Source organism: Streptomyces sp. NPDC020801, from assembly GCF_044334385.1.
GTDB lineage: Bacteria > Actinomycetota > Actinomycetes > Streptomycetales > Streptomycetaceae > Streptomyces.
In genome coordinates, this window is sequence record NZ_JBIRST010000015.1 from 162,491 (window position 1) to 186,895 (window position 24,405).

Here is a 24,405-nt window from a genome sequence, read left to right on the forward strand (position 1 = left end):
ATGACGACGCCCCTGCGCCTGTCAGGGCCCCTCGCGCACCTGTCCACGCCCTCGCACGGCCCAGCCCGTGCGGCGCCGCCGCGCGCCGGCCGTCTCACCACCGCGCCATGGGGCATGTCCCCCGGGGCCGTCGGCCCATCGGACCACGGCCCCAGCCGTCCCGCCCCTGTCGGCCGCGGGGGACCGAAGCGAGCCGGACCCGCTACGCCGCTTCCAGGATCATCGCGTTGGCGAGGCCGCCCGCCTCGCACATCGTCTGCAGGGCGTAACGGGCGCCGCGCTCGCGCATGGCGTGGACGAGGGTCGTCGTCAGACGGGTGCCGCTCGCGCCGAGCGGATGGCCGATCGCTATCGCGCCGCCGTGCACGTTGACCTTGTCGAGGTCGGCGCCCGTCTCCTGCTGCCAGGCCAGCACCACGCTGGAGAACGCCTCGTTGACCTCGAACAGGTCGATGTCGTCGAGGGTGAGGTGCGCCCTGCGCAGCACCTTCTCCGTCGCCGGGATGACACCGGTGAGCATGAGCAGCGGGTCGGAGCCGGTGACGGCGAAGCTGTGCAGCCGGGCGAGCGGGCGCAGGCCGAGGCGGGCGGCGGTCTCGCCGGAGGTGATGAGGACCGCGGACGCCCCGTCGTTGACGGGGCTGGCGTTGCCCGCGGTGACGTTCCACTCGATCTGCGGGAAGCGCTCCGCGTATGCGGGGTCGTGGTAGGCGGGCCTGAGGCCGGCCAGGATCTCGGTGGTGCTGGCCGGCCGTACGCACTCGTCGCGGGTGACGCCCTGCAAGGGCGCGACCTCGGCCTCGAACAGACCGGCCTGCCAGGCCGCGGCGGCCTTGTGGTGCGAGGAGACGGCGAAGGCGTCCATCCGCTCCCGCCCGATGGACCACTTGGCTGCGATGAGTTCGGCGCTGATGCCCTGCGGGACGAGCCCGTCGGGGTAGCGCTCGGCCACACCGGGGCCGAATGGGTCCGCACCGGCGGGCACGTTCGACCACATGGGCACCCGGCTCATGGACTCCACCCCACAGGCCACGACGACGTCGTACGCGCCCGCCATCACGCCCTGGGCCGCGAAGTGCACGGCCTGCTGGGAGGAGCCGCACTGGCGGTCCACGGTGGTCGCAGGAACCGTCTCGGGCAGGCCCGCCGACAGCATGGCGTAGCGGGTGGTGTTCATGGCCTGCTCGCCGACCTGGTCGACGGTGCCGCCGATCACGTCGTCTATGAGCGCGGGGTCGACGCCGGAGCGCTCGACGAGGGTGCGCAGGGTGTGGGCGAGGAGCTCCACGGGGTGGACGTGCGCGAGGGCGCCGTTCGGCTTGCCCTTGCCGACGGGGGTGCGTACGGCTTCGACGATGACTGCGTCACGCATGGTGCGGGCCTCCTTGGCCTCCGGACGGTGACCGGGAACGCGTCCGGGTCCCGGGTCCGGGTTGGTCGGGCGATTTGGTGGGGCGATCTGGTGGGGCGATCTGGTGGGGGGCGATCAGTGCGGTGACGTGGAAGGGCGATTCGGCAGGACCGTTAAGCAGGACTGTTCAGCAGGACTGTTCAGCAGGGCGATTACCAGTGAGTAGGAGATCCGAACTCACCATAGCTCGGCGCGTTGGAAAATCAAACCCTCACATAGACTGGCGTCATGGCCGCCACCAAGGACCCGCGCCCCTGCTCCATCGCCGACACCCTCGCGCTGGTCGGCGAGAAGTACTCGCTGCTCGTCCTGCGCGAGGTGTGCCTGGGCAACGGCCGCTTCGACCAGCTGGTGCGCAACATCGGCGCACCGCGCGACATCCTGGCCACCCGGCTGCGCCGCCTCGTCGACGCCGGAATCCTCACCAAACAGGCCTACAGCGAGCGCCCTCAGCGCTTCGAGTACCGGCCCACACAGGCGGGCATCGAGCTGGAACCGGTGCTGATGACCCTCATGGCCTGGGGCGACCGCCACCTGCGCGACGACAAGGACCGCCCCATGGTGATCGAGCACATCTGCGGCAACGAACTGCTCCCGGTCGTCACCTGCTCCGCCTGCGGCGGCGCCGTGCACCACGAGGATCTGACGGCCCACCCGCAGGCCCCGGGCTGGACGGTGAGGGGCCCGTCGGCGGCGTAGCACCCTGACGAGCACCGCTCTGCGCGCAGAGCGCCTCGACGGCGCCACATGCGGCGGCACCGTCGCGGGTCAACACCCCGGTAACCGGCCGGCATCGGGGCCGGGCACCGGGACAACTGCCGTGCAGGGCTGTGAAAAAGGAGCTTCAGGCCGTTCGTCTGGAACCGAGTGGCGCTCGGGGTCGTCATCATCGGGCTGGTCACCGCGGGCGCGCTGAGCCCGCACGCGGCCGGGTCGGCCGGCTGAGGATCGCGTCCGGCGCGTCCACCGGCCCCGACGCACCGGCCGGGACGCCCCACTCCCAACCGTTCGCGTAGCCGTCCGGTAGCGCAGTGTCAGTGCTTGCCCCTAGGCTTGTGGCCATGTTCCCCGATTCCGTGGCCCGTGGTTCCGTGCGGTCTGCTGCCGAGCTGAACGAGCAGATCCGGGCGCTCTGGATGCGCTCGGGCGGGTCCCTGTCGGCCCAGGACCGCGCGGAGTACGAACTGCTGGTCGTCGAGTGGGCCGCCGCCATCCGGTGCGAGGTCATCGAGGCAGCCTGAGGCGACCCGGGGTCCGCACCGAGCAGGGGCCCGCCGCCCCCGTATCCGCAGGGCGCTCGGCCGTGTCCGCGAACGCGCGCGGCACCCGCCCGCCCCGGTCCGCGACCACCGTCCGGCTCCGCTGCCGCCGGCACCCGGCTCAGCGGCCGCCCGCCACCCGGAGCACCGCACCCGACGTGTAGGAGGCGTCCGGCGACATCAGCCATGCGACGGCCGCGGCGATCTCCTCGGCCTGGCCCGGGCGGCGCAGAGGGATCGTGTCGGCGGCGCGCCCGGCCCGGTCCGGATCGCCCATCGCCGCGTGCATCTCGGTGTCGATCAGGCCGGGCGCGACCGCGTTGACGCGGATGCCGTCCGGGCCGAGTTCCTTGGCCAGGCCCAGTGTCAGGGCGTCGACGGCGGCCTTCGTCGCAGCGTAGTGCACGTACTCGCCCGGGCTGCCGAGCGTGGCGGCCGCGGACGACACGTTCACGATCACGCCGCTCCCCCGGGGCGTCATCAGCTGAGCAGCGCGGCGCGAACACAGCAGCGTCCCCATGAGGTTGACGTCCACCACCCGCCGCAGGTCGGCGGTGTCCGTGTCGGCGAGGCGGCCCAGCGGCCCGGTCACGCCGGCGTTGTTCACCAGCCCCGTCACCGGCCCGAGGCGCTCCTCCGCCGTGGCGAAGAGCCGCTCGACGTCGGCCTCGACGGAGGTGTCCATCCGTACGGTGACACTGCGCGCCCCGGCCTCGAGCACCTCGTCCGCGACCGCCTCGGCCGCCTCGGTGTCGTTGACGTATCCCACCACCACGTCGTGCCCGTCGGCCGCCAGTCGCCGGCAGACCGCGGCGCCGATGCCCCGGCCGCCGCCGGTGACGACCGTGACGAGACGTTTCATGACGACCTCCGCTCCACCGTCCGGCCAGGCCTACGTGATCATCCTAGGCCCGTGGGTGCCGGAGCACCCGCCCGGCGCGATCTCCGGCCTCGTACTCGGCCCCGTCCCCGGCCCCGTGCACATGCTCGGCCCCGTGCACATGCTCGGCCCCGTGCACATGCTGTCGGCTGTGCCCGATCGGGGCGCCCGCGGCTCCTCGCAGCCGCGAATGTCGCCGCACGCCTCTTGGCTCCTCGTGTGCCGTGGCCAACACTGAACCGATGACGCAGCGGATCGAGCTCGCGACCGTGATGGACCGGCTGGCCGTGGACGGGCTGATCACCGAGTACGCGGTGGCGGTGGACGACGGCGACTGGGCGGCGTACCGGAAGCTGTTCACGCCGGACGGGCGCGCCGACTACCGGTCGGCCGGCGGCATCGAGGGCGACGCCGGGCAGGTCGCCGGGTGGCTCGCGCAGACCATGCGGCTGTTTCCGATGCGCCAGCATCTGATCGTCAACCGGCGGCTCCGGTTCGGGATCCTCCAGCAGGACACGGGCGACACCGCCCGGCTGCAGGCCGACTACGTCAACCCGATGCGCCTGGCCGGGGACGGCGGCGACGGCGAGGCGACGGCGCCCGACTTCATGTGCGGCGGCCGGTACGCGTTCGCGCTGCTGCGCACGGACGAAGGCTGGCGGCTGCGGGAGGTCGTCGTCGCCGAGAAGTGGCGCCGGCTGCCCGAGCCCGGCACGACCCCGCCCCCTCCCCCTCCCTCGAGCTGAGCCGGCCGCCGCCGGAACAGGGCCCACCCGCCCCCTCTCGGAGTCCAAGGCCCTCTGGGCGAGATCGGCCGCAGCGCGCACACTGGAGCCATCCGCGGGGTAGCCGGAGCCGTCCACGGGGTAGGAGGGCGCCCTATGAAGACGTTCGGTCGGTGGCTCGCCTCCCCCTGGCGGCGTTCGGTTCTCGCCGCGCTCGCCGGTGCCCTGCCCGTGTTCGCCTTCCCCGCCCCGTCCCTGTGGTGGTTCGCCTACGTCGCCCTGGTGCCGTGGATCCTGCTCGCCCGTGCCGCCCCGACCGGGAAACGGGCCGCCTACGACGGCTGGTTCGGCGGCCTGGGCTTCATGCTGGCCATGCACCACTGGCTGCTGCCGAGCCTGCATGTCTTCACGGTCGTCATCGCGGCGCTGCTGGGCACCCTGTGGGCGCCCTGGGGATGGCTGGTACGGCGCTTCCTGGCCGGGACGCCCTCGCCATGGCGGGGCGCGGCCGCCCTCCTCGTGCTGCCGTCGGGCTGGCTGGCGGTCGAGCTCGTGCGGTCCTGGCAGGGGCTGGGCGGGCCCTGGGGGATGCTGGGCGCCAGCCAGTGGCAGGTGGCACCGGCGCTGCGGCTGGCCTCGGTCGGCGGGGTGTGGCTGCTGAGTTTCCTGGTCGTGGCCGTTAACGTCGCGCTCGCCCTGCTCGTCGCGGTCCGCGGATCTCGGTTGCCCGCCGTGGCCGGTCTGGTGGCGACGGCCGTGGCGGCCTCCGCGGCCTGGGCCTGGGCCCCGCGCCCCCACGTCGACGGCCATGTCCGCATCGCCGTCGTGCAGCCGGGGATCGTGGCCGGCACCGAGAGCGGGCTGCGGCGCTTCGAACGCGAGGAGCAGCTGACCCGCGGCCTGGTGGGGCTCCACCTCGACCTGGTCGTCTGGGGCGAGAGCAGCGTCGGCTTCGACCTGGACGGCCGGCCCGACCTGGCGCGGCGGATAGCCGCGCTGTCGCGGGCCACCGGTGCCGACATCCTGGTCAACGTCGACGCCCGGCGCTCCGATCTGCCCGGGATCTACAAGAGCTCCGTGCTGGTCGGTCCGAACGGCCCGACCGGTGACCGCTACGACAAGATGCGGCTGGTCCCGTTCGGCGAGTACGTCCCGGCCCGCTCAGTGCTCGGCTGGGCGACCTCCGTCGGCAAGGCGGCGGGCGAGGACCGCCGGCGGGGCACCGAGCAGGTGGTGATGAACGTCGGTCACGGCCTGCGCATCGGCCCGATGGTCTGCTTCGAGACCGCGTTCCCGGACATGAGCCGCCACCTCGCGCAGGACGGCGCGGGCGTGCTGCTGGCGCAGTCGTCGACCTCCACGTTCCAGCAGAGCTGGGCCCCCGAGCAGCATGCCTCGCTCGCCGCGCTGCGCGCCGCCGAGACCGGACGGCCCATGGTGCACGCCACGCTGACCGGCGTGTCCGCCGTGTACGGCCCGAGCGGCGGGCGCATCGGCTCCTGGCTCGGCACCGACGCGAGCACCGCGCGGGTGTACGACGTGCCGACGGCGCACGGCGTCACCCCGTACGTCCGCTTCGGCGACTGGGCGGCGCACGGCGCCCTGCTGGTGCTGGCGGCCCTGGGCGTGACGGAGGGCGTGCGAGTGCTCAGGCTTCGCCGGAGCACTCCTGAACCGTCCGAACCACCCGCTCGCACAGTTCGTGAGTCTCCAGTGCGTCACGGGCGCTGAGCACCTTGCCGGCGCGCACGGCGTCGAGGAAGGACAGCACGGCCTGCTCGATGCCGCGCTGCCGGGCGACGGGCACCCAGTCGCCGCGCCGCCGCACGGTCGGCTGTCCCTTGTGGTCGATGGTCTCGGCCAGGTTGACCACCTGGCGCTTGGTGTCCTGCCCGGAGACCTCGAGGATCTCCTCGGCCGAGCCGCTGAGCCGGTTCATCACGCCGAGGGCGGTGAACCCGTCCCCGGCGAGCTGGAGCACGACGTGGTGCAGCAGCCCGTCCCGCACCCGGGCGCGGACGGTGATGTCGTCGACCGGGCCGGGTGCCAGGAACCGCAGGGTGTCCACGACGTGGATGAAGTCGTCGAGGATCATGGCCCGGGGCTCTTCGGGCAGCCCGATGCGGTTCTTCTGCATCAGGATCAGCTCGCGTGGATGGTCGGCGCACTGCACGTATCCCGGCGCGTGACGCCGGTTGAACCCCACGGCGAGCGAGACGCCGCCCTCCTCGGCGAGCGCCACCAGGCGCGCGGAGTCGGCGAGCCGGTAGGCGATCGGCTTGTCGACGTAGGTCGGGACGCCGGCCTCCAGCAGGCGGCCGACGATCTCCGGGTGGGCGGCGGTGGGGGCGTGCACGAAGGCGGCGTCGAGGTCCTGGGCGAGCAGTGCGTCCAGGCTCGTGTGCCGCCGGCCGGCCGGCAGGTGCAGGCTGTCGGCGACCCGCTCCATCGTCCCGGGCGTCCGGGTCTGCAGATGCAGGTCGACTCCGGGCTGGGTGGCGAGCACCGGCAGATACGCCTTCTGCGCGATGTCGCCGAGTCCGATGCAGCCGACTTTCACGTTGGCTCCTTCACCGCTTGTCCGTTCCTGCCCGCAGGGCAGCATACGGCTGCTGCGGAGGGCGCCAGTCGGCGATGCCGTCGAAACCGCGCAGGAGCAGTGCCGGCCGGGCCGTCGAGAGTGCGGCGATCGCGGTGTCGCGTACGGCGATTCCGGCGCGGTTGCTCATCATGTCGACGCGCGCGACCCTGGCCGCCCGGCGGGCGATCGCGGTGGTCCGGGGCAGCCGGGCGGCGGTGTAGGCCGCGAGGTCGCCGGCGTGGTGGGCGAGGACGACGGCGTCCTCGATGGCCTGGTTGCCGCCCTGGCCCAGGGTCGGCGCCATCGCGTGGGCGGCGTCGCCGAGGAGGGCGACCCGGCCGCGGTGGTGGGCGGGCAGCGGCTCGGTCATGTGGTGGACGTCGTGGCGCAGCACGTCCTCGGGGCGGGCGGCGGCGATCACGGCGGGGATCGGTTCGTGCCAGTGGCCGAAGCGGCGCAGGAGTTCGGCCCGTTCGTCGTCGGCCGCGTACCGGCCGGCGGGCGCCGCGGCGGCGGCGTACGCGTACACCCGGCCGTCCTTGAGCGGGTGCGTGCCCCACAGGCATCCTCGGCCCCAGGTCTCGTGGGAGGCGAACTCGACGCCGGGGACCTGGATCACGACCCGCCAGGTGGTGAATCCCGCGTAGCGGGGCCCTGGATGGTCCGGGAAGAGCGTCCCGCGCACGGCGGAGTGGATGCCGTCGGCGGCCACCACCAGGCCGGCCTCCCACTCGCCGTCGGGGGTGGTCACGCGGGCCGGACGGTGGGCGTCGCCGGGGTCGGCGAGCCTCGCGGCGGCGTTCGTCCGGACGGTGCCGGCCGGCAGGAGCCCGGCCAGGCTGTTGATCAGTGTGGCGCGGTGCAGCAGGACGAGGGGCCCGCCGAAGCGCTCGGCCGCCGCGGCGGCGCTGGTCCTGGAGATCCAGCGGCCGCGGGGAGTACGCAGTCCACCGTCGCCCTGCCAGGCGGCGAGGTCGCGGATCTCCTCGCCGATGCCGAGGACGTCCAGGGCGCGCAGGGCGTTCGGGGAGAGCGAGATGGCCGCGCCGACGGGTTCCAGGTCGCCGGCCCGTTCCAGCACGGTGACCTGCCGGCCGGCCTGGTGCAGTGCCGCCGCCGCGGCGAGACCTCCGATACCGCCGCCGATGACGACGGCGTCCGACTGCTGGGGCATGGTTTCCTCCCGCACATCCGAGACTACATCTGTAGTGAGACGGTGTCGCGACGATACTACGGATGTAGTGCGAGTGGACACTACGGGCGTAGTCGCAGGTAGGTTGATCTCCATGTCCGCACACCCCGCGAGCGCCTCGCGCGCCGATCTCGTCGCCGACGCCGCGCTCGCCCTGCTCGCCGCGCGCGGACTGCGCGGTCTGACGCACCGGGCGGTGGACGAGGCGGCCGGGCTGCCGCAGGGCTCGACGTCGAACATCGCGCGCACCCGGCAGGCGCTGCTGGAGCTGGCGGTGCGGCGGCTGGCCGACCGGGAGGCGCGAGTGCTGGCGCTGCACGAGATGCCCGACCCGCGCACCGGCGGTCCCGACGCGCTGGTGGCCGGGCTGGCCCTGGCCACCCACCGCGCCCTGACCGGCAATCGCGAACTGACCCTCGCCCGCTACGAACTGGCCCTGGAGGCGACCCGCCGTCCCGAGCTGCGGGCCCATTTCGACGCGGCGGGCGCCCGCTTCCGGGACCAGCTCGGCACGCTGGTCTCGGCCCTGGGCTCCACCGACCCGGACCGGCACGTGCTGTCCCTGGTCGCCTGGGCGGACGGACTGATGTTCTCCTGTGTGGCCGGCTCCTACCACGCCCGGGTGCCGGAACTGGAAGAGGTGCGGGCGGGGCTGCGGGAGCTGCTGGAGGGGATGTTCGGCGCCGGAAAAAGCATGGCGTGAGGAAGCGGAGGTGGGACACGATCGGGGCATGACGACCGAGCGCGCGGAACCCGCCCAGAACGCCGACGAACGCACCATGCTGGAAGGCTGGTTGGACTACCACCGCCAGACCCTGGCCTGGAAGTGCGAAGGCCTGACCGACGAGCAGCTGCGGACCACTTCGGCCAAGCCGTCCGAGCTGTCACTGATGGGGCTGGTGCGGCACATGGCCGAGGTGGAGCGCGGCTGGTTCCGCAAGGTGCTGGTGGGCGACGACCCCGGGCCGATCTACTTCAGCGATCAGGACCGGGACGGCGACTTCCACGTCACCGAGCAGGACACCTGGGCCGAGGCGTACGCCACCTGGCAGGCCGAGATCGACACCGCGCGCCGCAACGCCGCCGGCTTCGGCCTGGACGAGCTGTCCAAGGGCCGCAGCAGGTTCACCGACGAGCCGTTCAGCCTGCGGTGGATCTACACCCACATGATCGAGGAGTACGCCCGCCACAACGGCCATGCCGACCTGCTCCGCGAGCGCGTCGACGGGGCGACCGGCGACTGACGCGGCGCCCGCGACGGACGCCGGCGGCCGTCACCCGCGTGCGCCGCATGCACTCCTTGAGGGGCCGGAGATCACCCGTGCGGGGCATCCTCCGGCCGACCGCCGGGCTGCCGGGGGCCCGTACCCAGCAGAGTTGCGCACGTGCATCGAACGACGACCACCGCAACGCTCCTGGTCACCGTGGCGGTCGCGGCCCTGGCCGGCTGTGTCACGGTCCAGCGGCCGCCCGCTTCCGGCCCGTCGGCTCCCGCTCGCCCCGCGGCCCCACGCCCGGACGGCAACGCCGAGCCACGGGACGTACAGGCTCCCGCCCTGGAGGCCCTGGAGACGGTCGGCCCGGCCCGCCCGCCGAAGGCGAGCGCACACGCGCAGGTCCCGGTGGGCCCGGCCCGGACCGGCGAACGGCACCGGACCCCGAACGCGCACTCCCCCGGCCGCCCGACCCCGCATCCGGGGCCCCCGCACCACCGCCATCCCCTGCCGGCACGCGTCGAGCCTCCCGGCGGCAGGCACGCGATCCCCGGGAACCCCGGCATCTGCGCCCTCGGCCGGCAGTACGGCGGCTGGCGGCCGGACAGTCCGGAGTCCAGGATCTGCGGTCAGGCGTACGGACGTTGAGACACGGACGCGGGAGAACGGGCGCCCTCCTCCCGCAGGAACCGGCCCGCGGAACCGGCCGGTCCTAGGACCGCTGCCGTGGCGGGCCCCCCGGCTCCCTTCCGGGGCCGCCCTCCCCCAGCCGCAGCTCCAGCCGGTGGATCGCCGCGCGGACCCCGTCGCCGTAGCTGTCGCCCCGGAGGGCGTCGGCCGCACCGCGGGCACGGTGGAGATGGGCGCGGGCGGCCTCGGAGCGGCCGAGCCTGGCATAGTCGGCGGCGAGGTTCAGATGGAGGGACGGGTACAGGGCGCGGGCCGCCGGGGCGCCCTCGTGCTCGGCGAGCCGGTCGTCCGTGAGCTCCTCGGCCGCCGACAGCGCCCTGAGGTCCCAGGCCAGTTCGTCCGCGGGATCGTCCTGGGTGTCGGCCATGTAGTGGGCCAGCGTGCAGCGGTGCAGCGGGTCGCCGTCCTCGCCGATCTCGGCCCACAGGTCCAGGAACCGGCCCCGGGCCTCCTCTCGGTCACCGGCGTGATGAAGCATGACGCCCTGTCCGATCCGCGTCATCACGGCGTCCGACGCCGCCCGTTCCTGTCGCTCCACCACCGTGCCCTCCAGCCTGTCCCCGACCGACGCCTCCGACGCTAGGGCCTGTCCGGCGGATCATGCCGCAGACGCGGGGACCGGCACGCCCATCCGCGTGGCCCGGTCACCGTTGCCCGCCCGCGGCCTCGATCCGCCGGGCCGTCACCCGTCGTGGGAGAGGTCCGGGAGCCGCGGGCGTTCCGCCGCTCCCACGACCCCGTCAGCGGCCCAGGTCCGGGATCCGCCAGTCGATCGGCTCGTGACCCTGCCGGGCCACCGCCTCGTTGATCTGAGTGAACGGACGGGAGCCGAAGAACTTCTTGGCCGACAGCGGCGAGGGGTGCGCGCCCTTGACCACCACGTGCCGGCTCTCGTCGATCAGCGGGAGCTTCTTCTGGGCGTAGTTGCCCCACAGCACGAAGACCGCCGGGTCGGGCCGGCCCGCCACCGCGCGGATCACCGCGTCGGTGAACCGCTCCCAGCCCCGGCCCTTGTGGGAGTTGGCCTCGCCGCCGCGCACCGTGAGCACCGCGTTCAGCAGCAGCACGCCCTGCTGGGCCCACGGCATGAGGTAGCCGTTGTCCGGGACGGGCGTGCCCAGCTCCTGGTGCATCTCCTTGTAGATGTTGCGCAGCGACGGCGGGATCCTCACCCCGGGACGGACCGAGAAGCACAGGCCGTGCCCCTGTCCCTCGCCGTGGTAGGGGTCCTGGCCGAGGACCAGGACCTTCACCTTGTCGTACGGCGTGGCGTCCAGCGCCGCGAAGACCTCCTCGCGCGGCGGGTACACCGGGCCGCTCGCCCGCTCCCCCTCGACGAACTCGGTCAGCTCCTTGAAGTAGGGCTGCTGCAGCTCGTCGCCCAGAACCCCGCGCCAGGACTCGGGCAGCATGGCGATGTCGGTCACGTCAACGTCCTCACGATGTGCGGTCACTTCCAGGCCTCAGAACCTACAGGCGACCACTGACAACGTGCCCGCGCCCCGGAGCGGGCCCCGGACTACCAGCTGGTCTTGCGGGACAGCTCCCACATCATCATGATCGCTGAGGGGTCGAGCGACTGCTCCGCGCCGGAGATGTCGTCCCGTGCGGCCATGTACAGCTTGCTCTGCCACAGCGGCAGCAGCCGCGCATCGTCGGCAAGGATCCTCTGAGCCTCCCCGAACTCCCTCACCACGTTGCCACGGTCGCTCTCGCGGCGGGACTGGGGCAGCAGGGTGCCGGTGATCTCGGGTGCCGGGTAGGGCGTACCGAGGGCGTTCTGCCGGCCGACGAACGGCGCGACGAAGTTGTCGGGGTCGGGGAAGTCGGGTGTCCACCCGCGCCCGAACACCGGGTACTCGCCCTTCTCGTAGCCCGCCACGTACGTGTTCCAGGGGCGGCCGTGCAGAGTGATGGTGAACAGGCCGGAGTCCTCCAGCTGGCGTTTGATCTCCTGGAACTCCTTGGCGGTCGCCGAGCCGTAACGGTCGGTGGTGTACCAGAGGGTGAGCGGCACCTTCTGGGTGATACCGGCGTCGGTGAGGAGCTTGCGGGCCTTGGTGACGCTGGGATCGCCGAAGTCGTCGAAGAAGGCGGTGGTGTGCCCCGTCAGGCCGGCCGGGATCATGGAGTACAGCGGTTCGACGGTGTCCTTGTAGACGTCGTGCGCGATCGCGCTCCGGTTGATGACCTGAGCGACGGCCTTGCGGACGGCAAGCTTGGCCGCCCAGGGGTCCTTCGGGTTGAACACCAGGTATTCGATCTCGTTGGTCGATCCCTCGATGACGTCCATGTCCCTGGAGTCGTTGCGCTGGAAGCCGATGACGTCGTCGGCGGCAAGGCCACGGAACGAGAGGTCGAGCTTCTTGCTGCGCAGGTCCTCGGCCAGCGAGCGCGAGTCCTGGTAGTAGCGGATGGTCACCGCATCGTTTCTGCGCTCCGCGAACCCCTTGTAGCGCTTGTTCCCGGCCAGCACGGCCTGCTTGCCCTGCTGATAGTCCTGCAGGTCGTACGGGCCGGACCCGAACACCTTGTTGTCCTTGCGCAGCGAGTCGTCCGGGTACTCCTTGGGATCCACGATCGACATGCCCGGTGTGGCCAGGACGAACGGGAAGGTGGCGTCCGCCTTGTTCAGGTGGAAGACGACCTGGCGCGCGCCCACCACCTGGACCCGGTCAAGGCTGTCCAGCAGGCCGGCGGGCCCGCCGTTGACGTTGATCTTCCTGATCCGGTCGATCGAGTACTTGACGGCCTGCGCGTCCAGCTGGTGCCCGTCGGAGAAGGTCAGGCCCGAACGCAGTTCGCAGCTGTAGACCGTGTTGGAGCTGTCCGTGAACCGGCAGCTCTGGGCCGCGTCGGGCTGCGGCGTCGTCGCGCCGACGGGGTAGTTGAGCAGGGTTTGGTAAATGTTGCGGAAAAGTTCCCAGGACTGGTCCCAGGAGGCAGCCGGATCCAGCGTGCTGGGGGCGCTGGTCGTCCCCACGACGATCGGTCCCTTGTCGTTCGGGTTGCCGTCGGAAAGGACGCTGCACCCTGCGACCAGGGATATGGACGCTATGGCCACCACTGGCCGCAGGCATCGATTCCGGTTGAACACGCGCTCGCTCCTCGATCCGCCATACCAAGGGTCGGCAGACCATACCGCAGCACCCCGCCCGGTGAACCCGCTATGAACAGGGTCTTGATCAGCACGTGATTGACTACGTTGTCATCCGCCTGTGCCAGGGGTCCTGCGTCGACACGGGCGCCGTTTCCGTCAAGGGGGACAAGGAAATTGTCACCTCAACGGAAACAGCGCCCGGACGGTCAGCCAACCCCCGCGTTGAGGAAGATGCCGCCGTCGACGACGAGCGTCTGCCCGGTCACCCAGTCGGACTGCGCGGAGGTGAGGAACGCCGCCGCGCCGCCGATGTCGGAGGGCACGCCGAGCCGGCCGAGCGGGTAGGCGGCGGCCGCCTCCTCCTCGCGGCCCTCGTACAGGGCCGCGGCGAATTTGGTCTTCACCACGGCCGGGGCGATGGCGTTGACCCGCACCTTCGGCGCGAACTCGTGCGCCAGCTGCTGGGTCAGGCTGATCATCGCGGCCTTGCTGACGCCGTAGGCGGCGATGAAGGGCGAGGGCGCGAGGCCCGCGACCGAGGCGATGTTGACGATCGCACCGCCGTTGTCCTTCTGCCAGGCGTGCCAGGTGCGCTGGGCGAAGCCGAGCGCGGAGATCACGTTGGTCTCGAAGACCTTGCGCGCCACGTTCAGGTCGAGGTCGGCGATCGGGCCGAACACCGGGTTGGTACCGGCGTTGTTGATCAGGTAGTCGACGCGGCCGAACGCCTCCATGACGCGCTCGACGGTCTCCGCCTGGTGCGTCTCGTCGTGGGCCTTGCCCGCGACACCGATGACCCGGTCGGCGCCGAGCTGCTCGACGGCCTCCTTGAGGGCGTCCTCGTTGCGGCCGGTGATGCACACCCGGTCGCCCCGGGCCACCAGCGCCTCGGCGATGCCGTATCCGATGCCGCGGCTGGCGCCGGTGACGAGGGCGACCTTGCCGGAGAGTTCCACGGAAGTCATGTTCCAGGTTCCTTAGTTGAGCGGTCCGCCGGCGACGTACAGCACCTGGCCGGAGACAAAGCCGGCCGCGTCGCCCGTGAAGAAGGCGACGGCGTTGGCGATGTCCTCCGGCTCACCGACGCGCTGCACCGGGATCTGGGTGGCGGCCGCGGCCTTGAAGTCCTCGAAGCCCATGCCGACGCGGTCGGCGGTGGCCTTCGTCATCTCGGTGGCGATGAAACCGGGGGCGACGGAGTTGGCGGTGATGCCGAACTTGCCGAGTTCCTTGGCGAGGGTCTTGGTGAAGCCCTGCAGGCCGGCCTTGGCGGCGGAGTAGTTGACCTGGCCGCGGTTGCCGAGCGCGGAGGACGAGGAGAGGTTGACGATCCGGCCGAAGCCCGCGTCCACCATGTGCTTCTGGCAGGCCTTCGACATCAGGAAGGACCCGCGCAGGTGCACGTTCATGACGGTGTCCCAGTCGGAGACGCTCATCTTGAACAGCAGGTTGTCGCGGAGGACGCCCGCGTTGTTGACGAGGATGGTCGGCGCGCCGAGCTCTTCGACGATCCGCGCGACGGCCGCCTCGACCTGTGCCTCGTCGGAGACGTCGGCGCCGACCGCGATGGCCCTGCCGCCGGCCGCGGTGATCTTCTCGACGGTGTCCTTGCAGGCGGCCTCGTCGAGGTCGATCACGGCGACCGCGCGACCCTCGGCTGCCAGTCGTACGGCGGTGGCGGCGCCGATACCGCGCGCGGCACCGGTGACGACGGCTACCCGCTGCTCAGTGGTGGACATTGCTGTTTCTCCTCGCCCTAGAGAGAACCTGATCTGCGGTGAGCGACCGCTTAGTACCTTCGGTGGATGTGACGCTAGAAGCCCTGGCACCCGGTGTCAACGGCACACCACGTGCATGTGATCCATTACCTCACCAGGAGGTCCAGCAACCGTTCCGTCTCCGCGGCCGGGTCGGTGGTGAGCCCGGTGTGCACGGGACCGGGCTGGACGACGGTGGAGCGGGGCGCGACCAGCCAGCGGAACCGCCGCCCGGGGTCGTCGCCCGCGGCCTGCCCGGCGGCCGTCCCGCCGGCGCACACCCCCTCCACGGCGCCGAGTGCGGCCCGCACCCCGGCCACGTCCGCCTCCGGGTCGAGGGCCAGCAGCCGGGCCTCGTCGAGGTGCGTCCGGGCGCCGACGTAGGCCTTGGCCCGGCAGTAGACGAGCACCCCGGCGTTGATGCACTCGCCGCGCTCGACACGGGGAACGAGGCGCAGCAGCGCGTACTCGAACACGTCGCGGTGACCGCCCTGCCCCGCCCTGGTGATGTGGCGCTCGCCCGCCTGACGCCCGCCGATGATGTGGTGGTCGCTCACTTGGCCCCCCCGATGCCGTTGATGCGCTCGTGGACGACGGCAGCCCGCGCGAGCAGCGGCCGGGCGTAGGCGCGTCGCAGGTCGTCCGGCGTGTCGAAGCCCGGCTCGCCGGCCAGCCAGGCGTCGGGGATCTCGGCGGTCACCTCGGCGAGCAGTTCCTCGGTGACCAGGGGCGCGAGCCGGTCGGCGGCGGCCGCGACGTCCGGCCCGAAGGAGGCGAGGGCGTGGTCCGAGGCGTCGTACGGGCGCCCGGCGGAGCCCTCCGCCCCGGGCCAGTTGTGGTGCCAGATCATGGTGGCGCCATGGTCGATGAGCCACAGTCCGCCGCGCCACCGGAGCAGGTTGGGGTTGCGCCAGGAGCGGTCCACGTTGTTCACCAGCGCGTCGAACCAGACGATCCGCCCGGCCTCCTGCGCGTCCACCGGGAAGGCGAGCGGGTCGAAGCCGAGCGCACCGGAGAGGAAGTCCATGCCGAGGTTGGTGCCGCTGCTGGACCTGAGGAGTTCCTGCACCCGTTCGTCGGGCTCGCCGAGCCCCAGCACCGGGTCGAGGCCGATGGTGACCAGGCGGGGCACCCGCAGCCCCAGCCGCCGGGCGAGCTCCCCGCAGACCACCTCGGCGACGAGCGTCTTGCGGCCCTGCCCGGCACCGGTGAACTTCAGGACGTACGTCCCCAGATCGTCGGCCTCGACGAGTCCCGGCAGCGAGCCGCCCTCACGCAGCGGCGTGATGTAGCGGGTCGCGATGACTTCCTTGAGCATCGCCCCAGGTTACTGGCGTCCCAACCGCCGCCTTGCGCCCGTCCGATGGCAGTCCGGCACCCGGCCCATACCCGGCCGATCCCGGCCGACGGCCGTCCGGCCCCGGCCCACACACGGCCGATCCCGGCCGATCCCCGGCAAGTCGGGATCTGGGCATCGGCTGAACGCCTGATATCCGCCGACCGTACCCCTGTGCAGATGCACCGATCTAAGCAGCCTGCTCGGAAGGGAACGTCAGCATGACCAGCGAATCGCTTCAGCCCCAGGGGACACCGGCCCGCCGCACGGTCGTGGCGGCGGTGGGCGCGGCGGGGCTCGCCGTCGCGCTGACCGCGTGCGGTTCGGACGACAAGTCGTCGTCCGGCTCGTCCACCACCCAGAACGGCAGCAACGCGAGCGGCGGCGGGACGGGCGGCGACGGCGCGGCGGCCGGTTCCGGCGGGGCCGTGCTCGCGAAGACCGCCGACATCCCCGAGGGCGGCGGCAAGGTGTTCGGCAGCCACGGCGTGGTGGTGACCCAGCCTACGAAGGGCGAGTTCAAGGCGTTCTCGTCCAAGTGCACCCACCAGGGCTGTGCGGTGAACCGGATCGCCAACGGCGTGATCAGCTGCCCGTGCCACCACAGCGAGTTCTCCGCCGCGGACGGCAGCGTGAAGAAGGGCCCGGCGACCCAGCCGCTGCCCGCCAAGAACATCTCCGTCGCCGGCGACGAGATCAAACTGGCCTGACGCTCACACGCTGGCTCACTCCCGGCCGGCCCGCCGGGGCCGCTTGACGCAGCGCAGCACCTCGTCGGTCGTCGCCAGGGTCGCCACCAGGGCGAGGGTGTTGCGGATCATCGCGGGGGTGTAGTCGGGGGGCACCCCCGCGATGGCGTCGGTGGGCACGAGGACGGTGTAGCCCAGGTTCACGGCGTCGAACACGGCATTGGGGACGGCCACGTTGGCCGAGACTCCGGTGACGATCAGCGTGCGGCAGCGGAGGTTGCGCAGCAGCGCGTCCACTTCGGTCCCCTGGACCGGCGACAGGCCGTGCAGCCGGCGTACGACGATGTCCTCCTCGGCGACCTCGATCGGGGCCGCGACCCGCACGGCCGCGGTGCCTGCGAGTTGCCGCACGGGCAGCCGTTCGGCGGCTCGGAACAGCCGCGCGTTGCGGCTGGCGCCCCGGCCGTCCGGGCGGCGCTCGGCGAGGGCGTGGATCACCTGGATCCCGCTCTCGTGCGCGGCCGTGACCAGCCGGGCGACGTTGGCGAGGGCACCCGAGGAGCGGGCCGCACAAGCGAGTTCGGGCAGCGCGCCGTCCGGTCCGACGACACCCTGCTGGCACTCGACGGTGAGCAGGACGGTGGCGGCGGGATCGAGGAGTTCGCTGAGCGCTTCGTACGACGGCATGGCGCCCCCAGTCGCCGGCGGTGTGGGCGGGTGAGCCTAACCACCATTGCGTGACGGGGGAAGACGCACCATCCTTTTCTGACGTGATGTCAGAGGATCTCTGCCGGACCCGGGTCCCGGAGTTCCGGTCGTCCTCTGGCACGACGTGGGAGAAGAGAAGAGGGGGCCGCATGACCGTCACACAGCGCCGGGGCCGGAAGATCATGATGACGCCGGGTGAACTGGACGAGTTCCTCACCGGCCAGCGCACCTGCCGGGTCGCCACGGTGTCGACCGGCGGCGCCCCGCACGTGAGCGCCCTGTGGTTCGCCTGGGACGGCACCTCGCTGTGGCTGTACTCGGTGGTGCGCAGCAAGCGCTGGGCCGATCTGCGCCGCGATCCCCGGGTGGCGATCGTGGTCGACACGGGCGAGGAGTACGACCAGCTGCGGGGCGTGGAACTGTCCGGCACGGTGGAGTTCGTGGGCGAGGCTCCGCGCACCGGTGAGCTGTGCGCCGAACTCGACGTCCCCGAAACCCTGTTCGCCCGCAAGAACTTCGGCCTGGAGGAGATGCCGCACGACGGCCGCCACGCATGGGTCCGGCTGACCCCGGGGAAGATCGTCTCCTGGGACTTCCGCAAGCTGGGCTCGGCGTAGAGGCGGCGGCGCAGGGCGGGCCCGGTCGGCGCAGGCGGGACGGGTTCGGCGCAGGCGTGGCCGGTAGGTCGGCGCAGGCGGGCGGCCCGGGGCCGGGTCCTGCGGCATTCGCGCGCGCCTGCGCCCGCGTCTGTGTCCGTGTCCGTACCCGTGTCCGTGCCCATGTCCGTGCCCGTGTCCGCCCGTGCCCGTGCACCTCAGCCGATCTGCTCCCCCGCCGCCCGCAGGGCGTCGGCCGCCGCGCGGATGGAGGGGCGGCGGTCGGCGTCCGCCCGCCAGACGGCATAGACGTGCCGGCGCACCGAGTGCCGCACCGGGACGGTGCGCACGCCGGCGGGCAGCGGGCCCCGGCCCAGGCGCGGCGCCACGCACACCCCCAGGCCCGCGGCGACCAGCGCCAGCTGGGTGGCGTGCTCCTCGGCGCGGTGCGCGATGCGCGGCTCGACACCCTTGGAGCGCAGGGTGTCCAGCAGCCACTCGTGGCAGAACTCGGCCTCGCCCCAGGTGATCCAGTCGTCGTCCGCGAAGTCCTCCAGGTCGACCTCGGTGCGGTCCGCGTGCGGATGCGCGGCGGACAGCGCCACGTCGGCCGGGTCGTCGAGGATCGGGGCCCGGCTGAGCCCGTCGGGTACGGGCAGCGGCTTGTTGTACCAGTCGAGGACGACGGCCAGGTCGACGTCGCCGCGCAGCACGGCGCGCACGGCGGGCGCGGGCTCCAGTTCGGCGGTGGTGACCCTCAGCCCCGGGTGCCGGACGCGCAGCCGGGAGAGCGCCGCCGGGAACAGCCCGCGCGCGCCGGTGGGGAACCCGCCCAGGCGCAGCTCGCCCACCACCTGCCCGCGCTGGGCCTCCAGGTCCGACTGGGCGAGCTCGACCTGCGACAGGATCCGCGCCGCGTGCTCGGCGAGCAGCCGGCCCGCGTCCGTGAGCCGCACGCCCCGGCCGTTCCTGGCGAGGAGCTGCTGGCCCACCTCCCGCTCCAGCTTGGCCATCTGCTGGGAGACGGCCGATGTCGTCACGTGCAGTCCCTCCGCCGCGCCGCTGACCGAGCCGTGCCGGGCGAGGGCGTCCAGGGTGCGCAGGCGCTCCAGGTTCAACATGTAAGCGATGCTACGAGATACCGCGCGCAAATTCTCGATTGTGCTACGAGGTCATGGCCGGGCATCGTACGACCATGAGCACCGCGACCGTCTCCTCGCAGACCCCGGCCGACCCGGCCGGACGGGTCCGCCGCCCCCTGCCCTGGCGGCTACGTTTCGCCTTCCTGGCGCTGATCTGGGGCTTCAGCTTCCTGTTCATGAAGGTCGGCACCGAGGGCTTCGCCCCCTTCCAGGTCACACTGGGGCGGCTGCTGTTCGGCACGGCGGTGCTGGCGGCGGCGATGGCCGTGAAGCGGGAGCGGTTGCCGCGCGGTGCGCGGACCTGGGGGCACCTGGCGGTTGCGGGGTTCTTCCTCAACGCGCTGCCGTTCTCGCTCTTCGCGTACTCGGAGCTGACGATCCCGTCCACCCTCGCCGGCATCTGCAACGCGACCTCGCCGCTGTGGGGCATGGCCCTGTCCCTGGTCGCCCTCTCGGAGGACCGTCCGACCCGGCTGCGGTTCGCCGGGCTCGGTCTGGGGTTCCTCGGGGTGCTCACGGTGCTGGGCGCCTGGCAGGGCTTCCACGGCCTGGACGCCGGCGGCACCGCGATGGCGCTGCTGGCATCGCTGAGCTACCCGGTCGGGTGGATCTACGTGCGGCGCACCCTGGCGGGCTCGCCCGAGTCACATCTGTCGCTGACCGGCGGCCAGTTGCTGCTGGCCACCGTGCAACTTGCCGTCGTCACACCACTGTTCACCCATCTGCCGAGCCACCTGTCCCTCGCGCCGCTGCTCGCGGTGGCCGCTCTGGGCGCCCTGGGCACGGGCCTTGCGATGCTCGTCCAGTACGGCCTGGTCGCCGAGGTCGGCCCGACAACGGCCCAGATGGTCACGTACTTCGTCCCCATCATCGCCACCGCCGCCGGTGTCGCCGTGCTCGGCGAGCGGTTGACCTGGTCGACCCCGGTCGGCGCGGTCGTCGTCCTGGCGGGCGCGGCACTGACCCAGGCCCGGCCCAGGAGTGCCCGCCCCGAAACACGCGAGCCGGAGGGCCCGGCCCTGCCCACACCGGGGCCTGCGGAGCAGACCTGCCGGCCCGAGCGGGCGGCCCGGGCGTAGGACGCGCGTCGAGGCGGTGGTCCTGCCGCTCGCCCTCGGCGTCCTCGCCGGGGCGGACGCGGAAGGACCGGAGGGAAAGGACGGGAGGGGTACGAACATCGCTTCCGGCGGGCCTGCCGTTCGGGCCTCACCCACCCCGGCTGCCCGCGCCGAGGGGCCTGGTGCTGTGGCCGGAAAGGTTTGCCGGAAAGCTCGCGGCGTCCGGTGCGGAGCATCGCAGGGCGGGGCATCGCCATCGCCGGCGTGCTGGATGTACTCGGGTGATGTGACACAACGCGGCGAGGTGCCGTGCCGGGCGTCGCGAGCCGGTGAACCTTTCCGGTCGCAGCACTAGACGTAACTCCGCGCTGGCGCCGGGCCCAGGGCCTGCGCCACCGCCTCCGCCAGCCGTTCCGTCTCCTCCTCGCTCAGCGTGGAGACCGTGATCCGCACGCCCGGCGCCGCGCCCATGCGGAATCGGGCACCGGGGGCGACGGCCCAGCCGGCGTGCAGCAGACGGGCGACGGCGCCGGTCTCGTCCGGTACCGGCACCCACACGTTCATCCCGCTGCGCCCGTGGGCCGCGACCCCGCGCCCGGCCAGGGCGCCGATCAGCAGGTCGCGCCGCCTCGCGTACGCCGCCGCCACCGCGCGCGTGTCCAGTACGCCGTCCGCCCACAGCCGCACCACGGCCCGCTGCAGCAGCAGGCTCACCCAGCCTGGACCGAGCCTCTGCCGGCCACGGACCCGGTCGACGGTGACCTCGTCCCCGGTGAGCACCGCCAGTCGCAGGTCGGGCCCGTACGCCTTGGCGACCGAGCGCACGAACGCCCAGTACCGGGTCGCCCCGGCGAGCGGATGCAGGGGCAGGTCGACGATGCCATGGGCGTGGTCGTCCTCGATCAGCAGGACCTCGGGGTGCTCCCGCAGAACGGCTCGCAGGGCCCGGGCGCGCCTGGCGCTCAGCGCGGCACCGGTGGGGTTCTGTGCCCGGTCCGTGACGATCAGGGCCCGCGCGCCGTCCTCCAGGGCACGGCGGACGTCGTCGGGGAGCGGCCCCTCGTCGTCGACGCCGACGGCGGCCGTGCGCAGCCCGAGCGCCGGTACGAGGTCGAGGGTCCTGCCCCACCCGGGGTCCTCGACCGCCACCGTGTCCCCCGGCTTCAGGTGGGCGGCAAGGACGCGTTCGACGCCGTCCAGCGAGCCGGACAGGACGGCGAGCGGCCCGTCCGGCACCCCGTCGGCGTCCAGCGCGGCCCGTGCGAGGCGCGCCAGTTCCGGCTCGGCGGCCGGCTGCCCGTACAGCACCGGCTCACGGTCGGCCTGCGCCGCGGCCGCCGCGAACGCCGGCGCCAGCGGCGGCAGCAGAGCCGGGTCCGGATTGCCGCTCGAGACGTCGCGCACCCCCTCGGGCACGTCCACGCGAATGTGGTCCCGCCCGGTCGTGGCGGGCGCGGGCCGCACCCGGCTGCCGCGCCGCCCGGCGGTCTCGATGACCCCACGCTCGCGCAGCACCCGGTACGCGGCCGCGACGGTGTTGGGATTGACCCCGAGCTCGACGGCCAACTCCCGCATGGGCGGCAGCAGTTGACCCGGCTCCAGCGCCCCGGAGCCCACCGCCCGCTCGACGCTCGCCGCGATCTCCGCGGCACGTCGGCCCTCGATCCGATATCCTCCTAGCACAAAGTAGATTATGCACTAGTGCAATGGAGATCGCAATGCCGGGAACCCAGCCGCCGACCTCGTCGCCCACCGCCGTCTACCCCCCTACCGACCGCACCGTGCCGGCCCGCTCGGCCGACCGGGCCGCTTACGACAAGGAGCTGGTGCACGCGATACTCGACGAGGGCTACGTCTGCCATCTCGGCTTCGTCCGCGACGGCGCGCCCGTGGTGCTGCCGACGCTGTACGGCCGGGTCGGCGAGCGGCTCTACGTGCACGGCTCGACGGGCTCGCGCCCGCTGCGCACGGCCGGCCAGGCCGGCCCGGGCCTCCCGGTCTGCCTGACGGTCACCCATGTCGACGGCCTGGTGCTGGCCCGCTCGGCCTTCCATCATTCGATCAACTACCGGTCCGTCGTGGTGCACGGCACCGCCCACCAGGTCACCGACCCGCAGGAGAAGCGGGCGGCGCTGGACGCGCTGGTCGACCACGTGGTTCCGGGCCGGGCGGCCGACTCGCGTCCCGCCAACGCCAAGGAGCTGGCAGCCACCGCCGTGCTCCGCCTCGATCTGGCCGAGGTCTCCGCCAAGCTGCGCACCGGCGGCGTGAACGACGAGCCCGAGGACCTGCCCCTCCCCCACTGGGCCGGCGTGGTCCCGGTCCGCACGGAGTACGGCACCCCGCTCGCCGACGCCGGCCTGGCCCCGGGGACCGAGCTCCCCGGCTATCTGACGGCCCTGTGATGCTCGTCCATCCCTGGGACGCGCCCCGCGAGGACGCCGAGTGGCGGCGGTGGCTCGCCGACCACGACTTCGGCCAGCTCGCCGTGAACGGCCCGCCCGGCGAGCCGCCCCTCGTCCAGCCCCTGCACTTCGCCTACGCCCCCGAGCACGGCGAGGCCGTCACCCACCTCGCCCGCCCCAACCCGCTCTGGTCCGCCCTGGAGGCGAACCCGCAGGTGCTGCTGAGCGTGGTCGACGACTACGTGTACGTCCCCGGCCCCTGGCAGGCGGACCCGGGAGCCCCGCCCGAGCACGGCGTGCCGACGAGCTTCTACACCGCCGTCCAGCTCCGGTGCACCGCGCACGTCGTGGACGATCCGGCGCAGAAGGCCGAGCTGCTGAACCGGCAGCTGGGCCACTTCCAGCCGGAGGGCGGCTCGGCCCGGGCCGCGGCGGGCGAGGCGCCGTACGGCCGGCTGCTGTCCGGCATCCGCGGGCTGCGGCTGGAAGTGACCGCTGTACGGGGCAAGTTCAAGTACGCGGGCAAGCGGTCCACGCAGGTGCGCGGCCGTGTCGCGGCGGGTCTGGCGGAGCGGGGCGGCCCCCGCGACGCGGCGGCCCGGGAGCATCTGCTGCGCCGGAGCGGGGCGTGAGCGCCCTCATGTGACGGGGCCGCCGCGACTCACCCCTCGTCACACGAGGACGGGTTCCCCCGCCACGGCCCGCGCCCCCCGCGCCTCCGCCACCGCGAGGCCGGCGACCGACCCCAGCATCAGCGCCGTGCCGGCGAGAGTCGCCGCCGTCAGCCGCTCGCCGAGCAGCGCGACGGCCAGCACGGCCGCGCTGACCGGCTCCAGCAGCATGATCACGGACACGGTGGCCGAGCGGACGACGGCCGCGCCCGCGAAGTAGAGGGCGTACGCGAGGGCCGTGGGGACCGCCGCGATGTAGGCCAGCAGCCACAGCAGCCGGCCGGGTTCGGCGGTGTGCGGCACCAGCCCCTGCGCCAGCGCGAACGGCAGCAGGCACAGACTGGTCACCGCGAAGGCCCCCACGGTCGTCCCGGAGCCGCCGGCCCCGCCGGCCCGGCCCCACCAGCGGGTGAGCAGTGTCATCGCGGAGTAACCGGCCGCCGACAGGAGGGCGAGCAGCACGCCCCACGGCCGTACCGTGGCACCGCCGCCGCCCAGCACCAGCACGCCGAGTCCGGCGAGCGCGCCGACGACGGCGGTCAGGCCGGCCCGGCCCAGCCGTTCGCGCAGCGTGAGCCGGGCGCCGAGCGCGATGAGCACGGGTCCGGCTCCGAGGGTGACGACGGTGGCCACGGCGAGGCCGGTGGCCGCAACGGCGGCGAAGTAGGCGGTCTGGAACACGGCGAGGCCGGCCCCGGTGGCACCGGCCCGCAGCAGCCGGCCGGCCGGCGGCACGGGCGTCGTCGGCCGGACGCGGGGGCGCAGCAGGCGCGCGGCGGCGAGCAGCACGACGCCGGCGGCGCAACGCCAGAAGGACAGGGCGACCGGCCCCATGTCGCTGGACCGGTAGACCAGTGAGGCGGCCGCGCCCGCGGTGCCCCAGGCGGCACCGGCGACGATCAGATAGAGGAGACCACGCCCGACGGGCAGGCCGGGGGAAGCTTGGGACACGAGTTCTCTCCGCGCGAGGTGCAGAAGTTCGGGAAGGAGG

Annotated in this window: 27 protein-coding genes and 1 pseudogene; 13 read left to right on the top strand and 15 right to left on the bottom strand. The window is 73.0% G+C overall.

All coding sequences use genetic code 11. The annotated features are described in order from the left end of the window. Positions 1–202 precede the first annotated feature (202 nt). Positions 203–1,372: a thiolase family protein gene (locus ACH4UM_RS28090; protein ID WP_398184942.1), complete on the bottom strand. Its 1,170-nt coding sequence runs from the start codon at positions 1,370–1,372 to the stop codon at positions 203–205. 267 nt (positions 1,373–1,639) lie between these two features. Here ACH4UM_RS28090 and ACH4UM_RS28095 point away from each other — a divergent pair, with 267 nt between their 5' ends. The 3 genes and pseudogenes from ACH4UM_RS28095 (at position 1,640) to ACH4UM_RS28105 (ending at position 2,652) form a co-directional block, all read left to right on the top strand. Beyond that, complete coding sequence (locus tag ACH4UM_RS28095) at positions 1,640–2,110, top strand: winged helix-turn-helix transcriptional regulator (RefSeq protein WP_398184945.1); 471 nt, start codon at positions 1,640–1,642, stop codon at positions 2,108–2,110. A gap of 138 nt (positions 2,111–2,248) precedes the next feature. Continuing rightward, positions 2,249–2,356 (top strand): annotated as a pseudogene (locus ACH4UM_RS28100) (undecaprenyl-diphosphatase); the annotation flags it as partial. 116 nt (positions 2,357–2,472) lie between these two features. Continuing rightward, on the top strand, positions 2,473–2,652 hold the full coding sequence (locus ACH4UM_RS28105; protein WP_398184948.1) for a hypothetical protein: 180 nt from the start codon (positions 2,473–2,475) through the stop codon (positions 2,650–2,652). 139 nt (positions 2,653–2,791) lie between these two features. Here ACH4UM_RS28105 and ACH4UM_RS28110 read toward each other — a convergent pair whose 3' ends face one another. Further along, entirely contained in the window at positions 2,792–3,532 is a 741-nt protein-coding gene (locus tag ACH4UM_RS28110) for an SDR family NAD(P)-dependent oxidoreductase (RefSeq protein ID WP_398184951.1), read from the bottom strand. 260 nt (positions 3,533–3,792) lie between these two features. On the opposite strand from ACH4UM_RS28110, the gene ACH4UM_RS28115 reads away from it, so the two are divergent. Then, positions 3,793–4,296: a nuclear transport factor 2 family protein gene (locus tag ACH4UM_RS28115; RefSeq protein ID WP_398184953.1), complete on the top strand. Its 504-nt coding sequence runs from the start codon at positions 3,793–3,795 to the stop codon at positions 4,294–4,296. A gap of 135 nt (positions 4,297–4,431) precedes the next feature. Next, on the top strand, positions 4,432–6,006 hold the full coding sequence (gene lnt / locus ACH4UM_RS28120; RefSeq protein WP_398184956.1) for an apolipoprotein N-acyltransferase: 1,575 nt from the start codon (positions 4,432–4,434) through the stop codon (positions 6,004–6,006). On the opposite strand, the gene ACH4UM_RS28125 is transcribed toward lnt, so the two are convergent. Both ACH4UM_RS28125 and ACH4UM_RS28130 read right to left on the bottom strand, forming a co-directional pair. Then, positions 5,924–6,835 carry a Gfo/Idh/MocA family protein gene (locus ACH4UM_RS28125; protein ID WP_398184959.1) on the bottom strand — a complete coding sequence of 304 codons (912 nt, stop codon included), beginning with the start codon at positions 6,833–6,835 and terminating at the stop codon, positions 5,924–5,926. The genes lnt and ACH4UM_RS28125 overlap by 83 nt on opposite strands. A 10-nt stretch (positions 6,836–6,845) precedes the next feature. Next, on the bottom strand, positions 6,846–8,030 hold the full coding sequence (locus ACH4UM_RS28130) for an FAD-dependent monooxygenase (protein ID WP_398184962.1): 1,185 nt from the start codon (positions 8,028–8,030) through the stop codon (positions 6,846–6,848). A 112-nt stretch (positions 8,031–8,142) separates the two neighbouring features. Between ACH4UM_RS28130 and ACH4UM_RS28135 the strand changes: the two genes are divergently transcribed. The 3 genes from ACH4UM_RS28135 to ACH4UM_RS28145 all read left to right on the top strand — a co-directional run bounded on the left by ACH4UM_RS28135 (position 8,143) and on the right by ACH4UM_RS28145 (position 9,910). Further along, complete coding sequence (locus ACH4UM_RS28135; protein ID WP_398184964.1) at positions 8,143–8,751, top strand: TetR/AcrR family transcriptional regulator; 609 nt, start codon at positions 8,143–8,145, stop codon at positions 8,749–8,751. 28 nt (positions 8,752–8,779) lie between these two features. Continuing rightward, complete coding sequence (locus tag ACH4UM_RS28140) at positions 8,780–9,292, top strand: DinB family protein (RefSeq protein WP_398184967.1); 513 nt, start codon at positions 8,780–8,782, stop codon at positions 9,290–9,292. A 141-nt stretch (positions 9,293–9,433) separates the two neighbouring features. Beyond that, a complete protein-coding gene (locus ACH4UM_RS28145; RefSeq protein ID WP_398184970.1) occupies positions 9,434–9,910 on the top strand; it encodes a hypothetical protein in 477 nt (158 codons plus the stop codon). A 64-nt stretch (positions 9,911–9,974) separates the two neighbouring features. On the opposite strand, the gene ACH4UM_RS28150 is transcribed toward ACH4UM_RS28145, so the two are convergent. From ACH4UM_RS28150 to ACH4UM_RS28180, 7 genes are all read right to left on the bottom strand, one after another. Beyond that, positions 9,975–10,493, bottom strand: a complete 519-nt coding sequence (locus ACH4UM_RS28150) for a hypothetical protein (protein ID WP_398184973.1) — start codon at positions 10,491–10,493, stop codon at positions 9,975–9,977. Positions 10,494–10,692: 199 nt separating this feature from the next. Then, the gene (ung, locus tag ACH4UM_RS28155; protein WP_398184976.1) at positions 10,693–11,379 is read right to left on the bottom strand and encodes a uracil-DNA glycosylase; all 687 of its coding nucleotides are present in this window, start codon (positions 11,377–11,379) and stop codon (positions 10,693–10,695) included. A gap of 92 nt (positions 11,380–11,471) precedes the next feature. Then, complete coding sequence (locus ACH4UM_RS28160; protein ID WP_398184979.1) at positions 11,472–13,049, bottom strand: ABC transporter substrate-binding protein; 1,578 nt, start codon at positions 13,047–13,049, stop codon at positions 11,472–11,474. A gap of 209 nt (positions 13,050–13,258) precedes the next feature. Continuing rightward, the gene (locus ACH4UM_RS28165) at positions 13,259–14,017 is read right to left on the bottom strand and encodes an SDR family oxidoreductase (protein WP_398184982.1); all 759 of its coding nucleotides are present in this window, start codon (positions 14,015–14,017) and stop codon (positions 13,259–13,261) included. Between the two features lie 12 nt (positions 14,018–14,029). Further along, complete coding sequence (gene fabG / locus ACH4UM_RS28170; protein ID WP_398184985.1) at positions 14,030–14,791, bottom strand: 3-oxoacyl-ACP reductase FabG; 762 nt, start codon at positions 14,789–14,791, stop codon at positions 14,030–14,032. Positions 14,792–14,916: 125 nt separating this feature from the next. Then, entirely contained in the window at positions 14,917–15,366 is a 450-nt protein-coding gene (locus ACH4UM_RS28175) for a DUF3037 domain-containing protein (RefSeq protein WP_398184988.1), read from the bottom strand. Then, positions 15,363–16,127: a HipA family kinase gene (locus tag ACH4UM_RS28180; RefSeq protein ID WP_398184991.1), complete on the bottom strand. Its 765-nt coding sequence runs from the start codon at positions 16,125–16,127 to the stop codon at positions 15,363–15,365. Before ACH4UM_RS28180 ends, ACH4UM_RS28175 begins: the two co-directional genes overlap by 4 nt. Positions 16,128–16,366: 239 nt before the next feature. On the opposite strand from ACH4UM_RS28180, the gene ACH4UM_RS28185 reads away from it, so the two are divergent. Then, the gene (locus ACH4UM_RS28185; protein WP_398184994.1) at positions 16,367–16,855 is read left to right on the top strand and encodes a Rieske (2Fe-2S) protein; all 489 of its coding nucleotides are present in this window, start codon (positions 16,367–16,369) and stop codon (positions 16,853–16,855) included. A 15-nt stretch (positions 16,856–16,870) separates the two neighbouring features. Here the strand turns inward: ACH4UM_RS28185 and ACH4UM_RS28190 are convergent, their stop codons facing one another. Then, entirely contained in the window at positions 16,871–17,521 is a 651-nt protein-coding gene (locus ACH4UM_RS28190) for a cysteine hydrolase (RefSeq protein WP_398184996.1), read from the bottom strand. A 170-nt stretch (positions 17,522–17,691) separates the two neighbouring features. Here ACH4UM_RS28190 and ACH4UM_RS28195 point away from each other — a divergent pair, with 170 nt between their 5' ends. Then, a complete protein-coding gene (locus ACH4UM_RS28195) occupies positions 17,692–18,159 on the top strand; it encodes a pyridoxamine 5'-phosphate oxidase family protein (protein WP_398184999.1) in 468 nt (155 codons plus the stop codon). A gap of 197 nt (positions 18,160–18,356) precedes the next feature. Here the strand turns inward: ACH4UM_RS28195 and ACH4UM_RS28200 are convergent, their stop codons facing one another. Continuing rightward, positions 18,357–19,259, bottom strand: coding sequence for a LysR family transcriptional regulator (locus ACH4UM_RS28200; RefSeq protein WP_398185003.1), 903 nt, complete (start codon positions 19,257–19,259; stop codon positions 18,357–18,359). Between the two features lie 74 nt (positions 19,260–19,333). Here ACH4UM_RS28200 and ACH4UM_RS28205 point away from each other — a divergent pair, with 74 nt between their 5' ends. Next, on the top strand, positions 19,334–20,359 hold the full coding sequence (locus ACH4UM_RS28205) for a DMT family transporter (protein ID WP_398185006.1): 1,026 nt from the start codon (positions 19,334–19,336) through the stop codon (positions 20,357–20,359). A 330-nt stretch (positions 20,360–20,689) separates the two neighbouring features. Here ACH4UM_RS28205 and ACH4UM_RS28210 read toward each other — a convergent pair whose 3' ends face one another. Next, positions 20,690–22,021 (bottom strand): aminotransferase class I/II-fold pyridoxal phosphate-dependent enzyme, encoded by a 1,332-nt coding sequence (locus ACH4UM_RS28210; protein WP_398185008.1) that lies wholly within the window; start codon positions 22,019–22,021, stop codon positions 20,690–20,692. Positions 22,022–22,056: 35 nt separating this feature from the next. Between ACH4UM_RS28210 and ACH4UM_RS28215 the strand changes: the two genes are divergently transcribed. Then, positions 22,057–22,743 carry a pyridoxamine 5'-phosphate oxidase family protein gene (locus ACH4UM_RS28215; RefSeq protein WP_398185011.1) on the top strand — a complete coding sequence of 229 codons (687 nt, stop codon included), beginning with the start codon at positions 22,057–22,059 and terminating at the stop codon, positions 22,741–22,743. Beyond that, entirely contained in the window at positions 22,743–23,375 is a 633-nt protein-coding gene (locus ACH4UM_RS28220; protein ID WP_398185014.1) for an FMN-binding negative transcriptional regulator, read from the top strand. Before ACH4UM_RS28215 ends, ACH4UM_RS28220 begins: the two co-directional genes overlap by 1 nt. 39 nt (positions 23,376–23,414) lie before the next feature. Here ACH4UM_RS28220 and ACH4UM_RS28225 read toward each other — a convergent pair whose 3' ends face one another. Beyond that, positions 23,415–24,365, bottom strand: a complete 951-nt coding sequence (locus ACH4UM_RS28225; protein WP_398185017.1) for a DMT family transporter — start codon at positions 24,363–24,365, stop codon at positions 23,415–23,417. Positions 24,366–24,405: the final 40 nt, after the last annotated feature.

What these genes read in the sequence shown, in the direction of transcription:
- ACH4UM_RS28180 (WP_398184991.1), bottom strand. Translation starts at nt 16,127, where the DNA reads ATGCTCAAGGAAGTCATCGCGACCCGCTACATCACGCCGCTGCGTGAG.
- ACH4UM_RS28190 (WP_398184996.1), bottom strand. Translation starts at nt 17,521, where the DNA reads ATGCCGTCGTACGAAGCGCTCAGCGAACTCCTCGATCCCGCCGCCACC.
- ACH4UM_RS28095 (WP_398184945.1), top strand. Translation starts at nt 1,640, where the DNA reads ATGGCCGCCACCAAGGACCCGCGCCCCTGCTCCATCGCCGACACCCTC.
- ACH4UM_RS28110 (WP_398184951.1), bottom strand. Translation starts at nt 3,532, where the DNA reads ATGAAACGTCTCGTCACGGTCGTCACCGGCGGCGGCCGGGGCATCGGC.
- ACH4UM_RS28090 (WP_398184942.1), bottom strand. Translation starts at nt 1,372, where the DNA reads ATGCGTGACGCAGTCATCGTCGAAGCCGTACGCACCCCCGTCGGCAAG.
- fabG (WP_398184985.1), bottom strand. Translation starts at nt 14,791, where the DNA reads ATGTCCACCACTGAGCAGCGGGTAGCCGTCGTCACCGGTGCCGCGCGC.
- ACH4UM_RS28200 (WP_398185003.1), bottom strand. Translation starts at nt 19,259, where the DNA reads ATGTTGAACCTGGAGCGCCTGCGCACCCTGGACGCCCTCGCCCGGCAC.
- ACH4UM_RS28135 (WP_398184964.1), top strand. Translation starts at nt 8,143, where the DNA reads ATGTCCGCACACCCCGCGAGCGCCTCGCGCGCCGATCTCGTCGCCGAC.
- ACH4UM_RS28205 (WP_398185006.1), top strand. Translation starts at nt 19,334, where the DNA reads ATGAGCACCGCGACCGTCTCCTCGCAGACCCCGGCCGACCCGGCCGGA.
- ACH4UM_RS28140 (WP_398184967.1), top strand. Translation starts at nt 8,780, where the DNA reads ATGACGACCGAGCGCGCGGAACCCGCCCAGAACGCCGACGAACGCACC.
- ACH4UM_RS28130 (WP_398184962.1), bottom strand. Translation starts at nt 8,030, where the DNA reads ATGCCCCAGCAGTCGGACGCCGTCGTCATCGGCGGCGGTATCGGAGGT.
- ACH4UM_RS28185 (WP_398184994.1), top strand. Translation starts at nt 16,367, where the DNA reads ATGACCAGCGAATCGCTTCAGCCCCAGGGGACACCGGCCCGCCGCACG.
- ACH4UM_RS28220 (WP_398185014.1), top strand. Translation starts at nt 22,743, where the DNA reads ATGCTCGTCCATCCCTGGGACGCGCCCCGCGAGGACGCCGAGTGGCGG.
- ACH4UM_RS28195 (WP_398184999.1), top strand. Translation starts at nt 17,692, where the DNA reads ATGACCGTCACACAGCGCCGGGGCCGGAAGATCATGATGACGCCGGGT.
- ACH4UM_RS28165 (WP_398184982.1), bottom strand. Translation starts at nt 14,017, where the DNA reads ATGACTTCCGTGGAACTCTCCGGCAAGGTCGCCCTCGTCACCGGCGCC.
- ACH4UM_RS28115 (WP_398184953.1), top strand. Translation starts at nt 3,793, where the DNA reads ATGACGCAGCGGATCGAGCTCGCGACCGTGATGGACCGGCTGGCCGTG.
- lnt (WP_398184956.1), top strand. Translation starts at nt 4,432, where the DNA reads ATGAAGACGTTCGGTCGGTGGCTCGCCTCCCCCTGGCGGCGTTCGGTT.
- ACH4UM_RS28215 (WP_398185011.1), top strand. Translation starts at nt 22,057, where the DNA reads ATGCCGGGAACCCAGCCGCCGACCTCGTCGCCCACCGCCGTCTACCCC.
- ACH4UM_RS28105 (WP_398184948.1), top strand. Translation starts at nt 2,473, where the DNA reads ATGTTCCCCGATTCCGTGGCCCGTGGTTCCGTGCGGTCTGCTGCCGAG.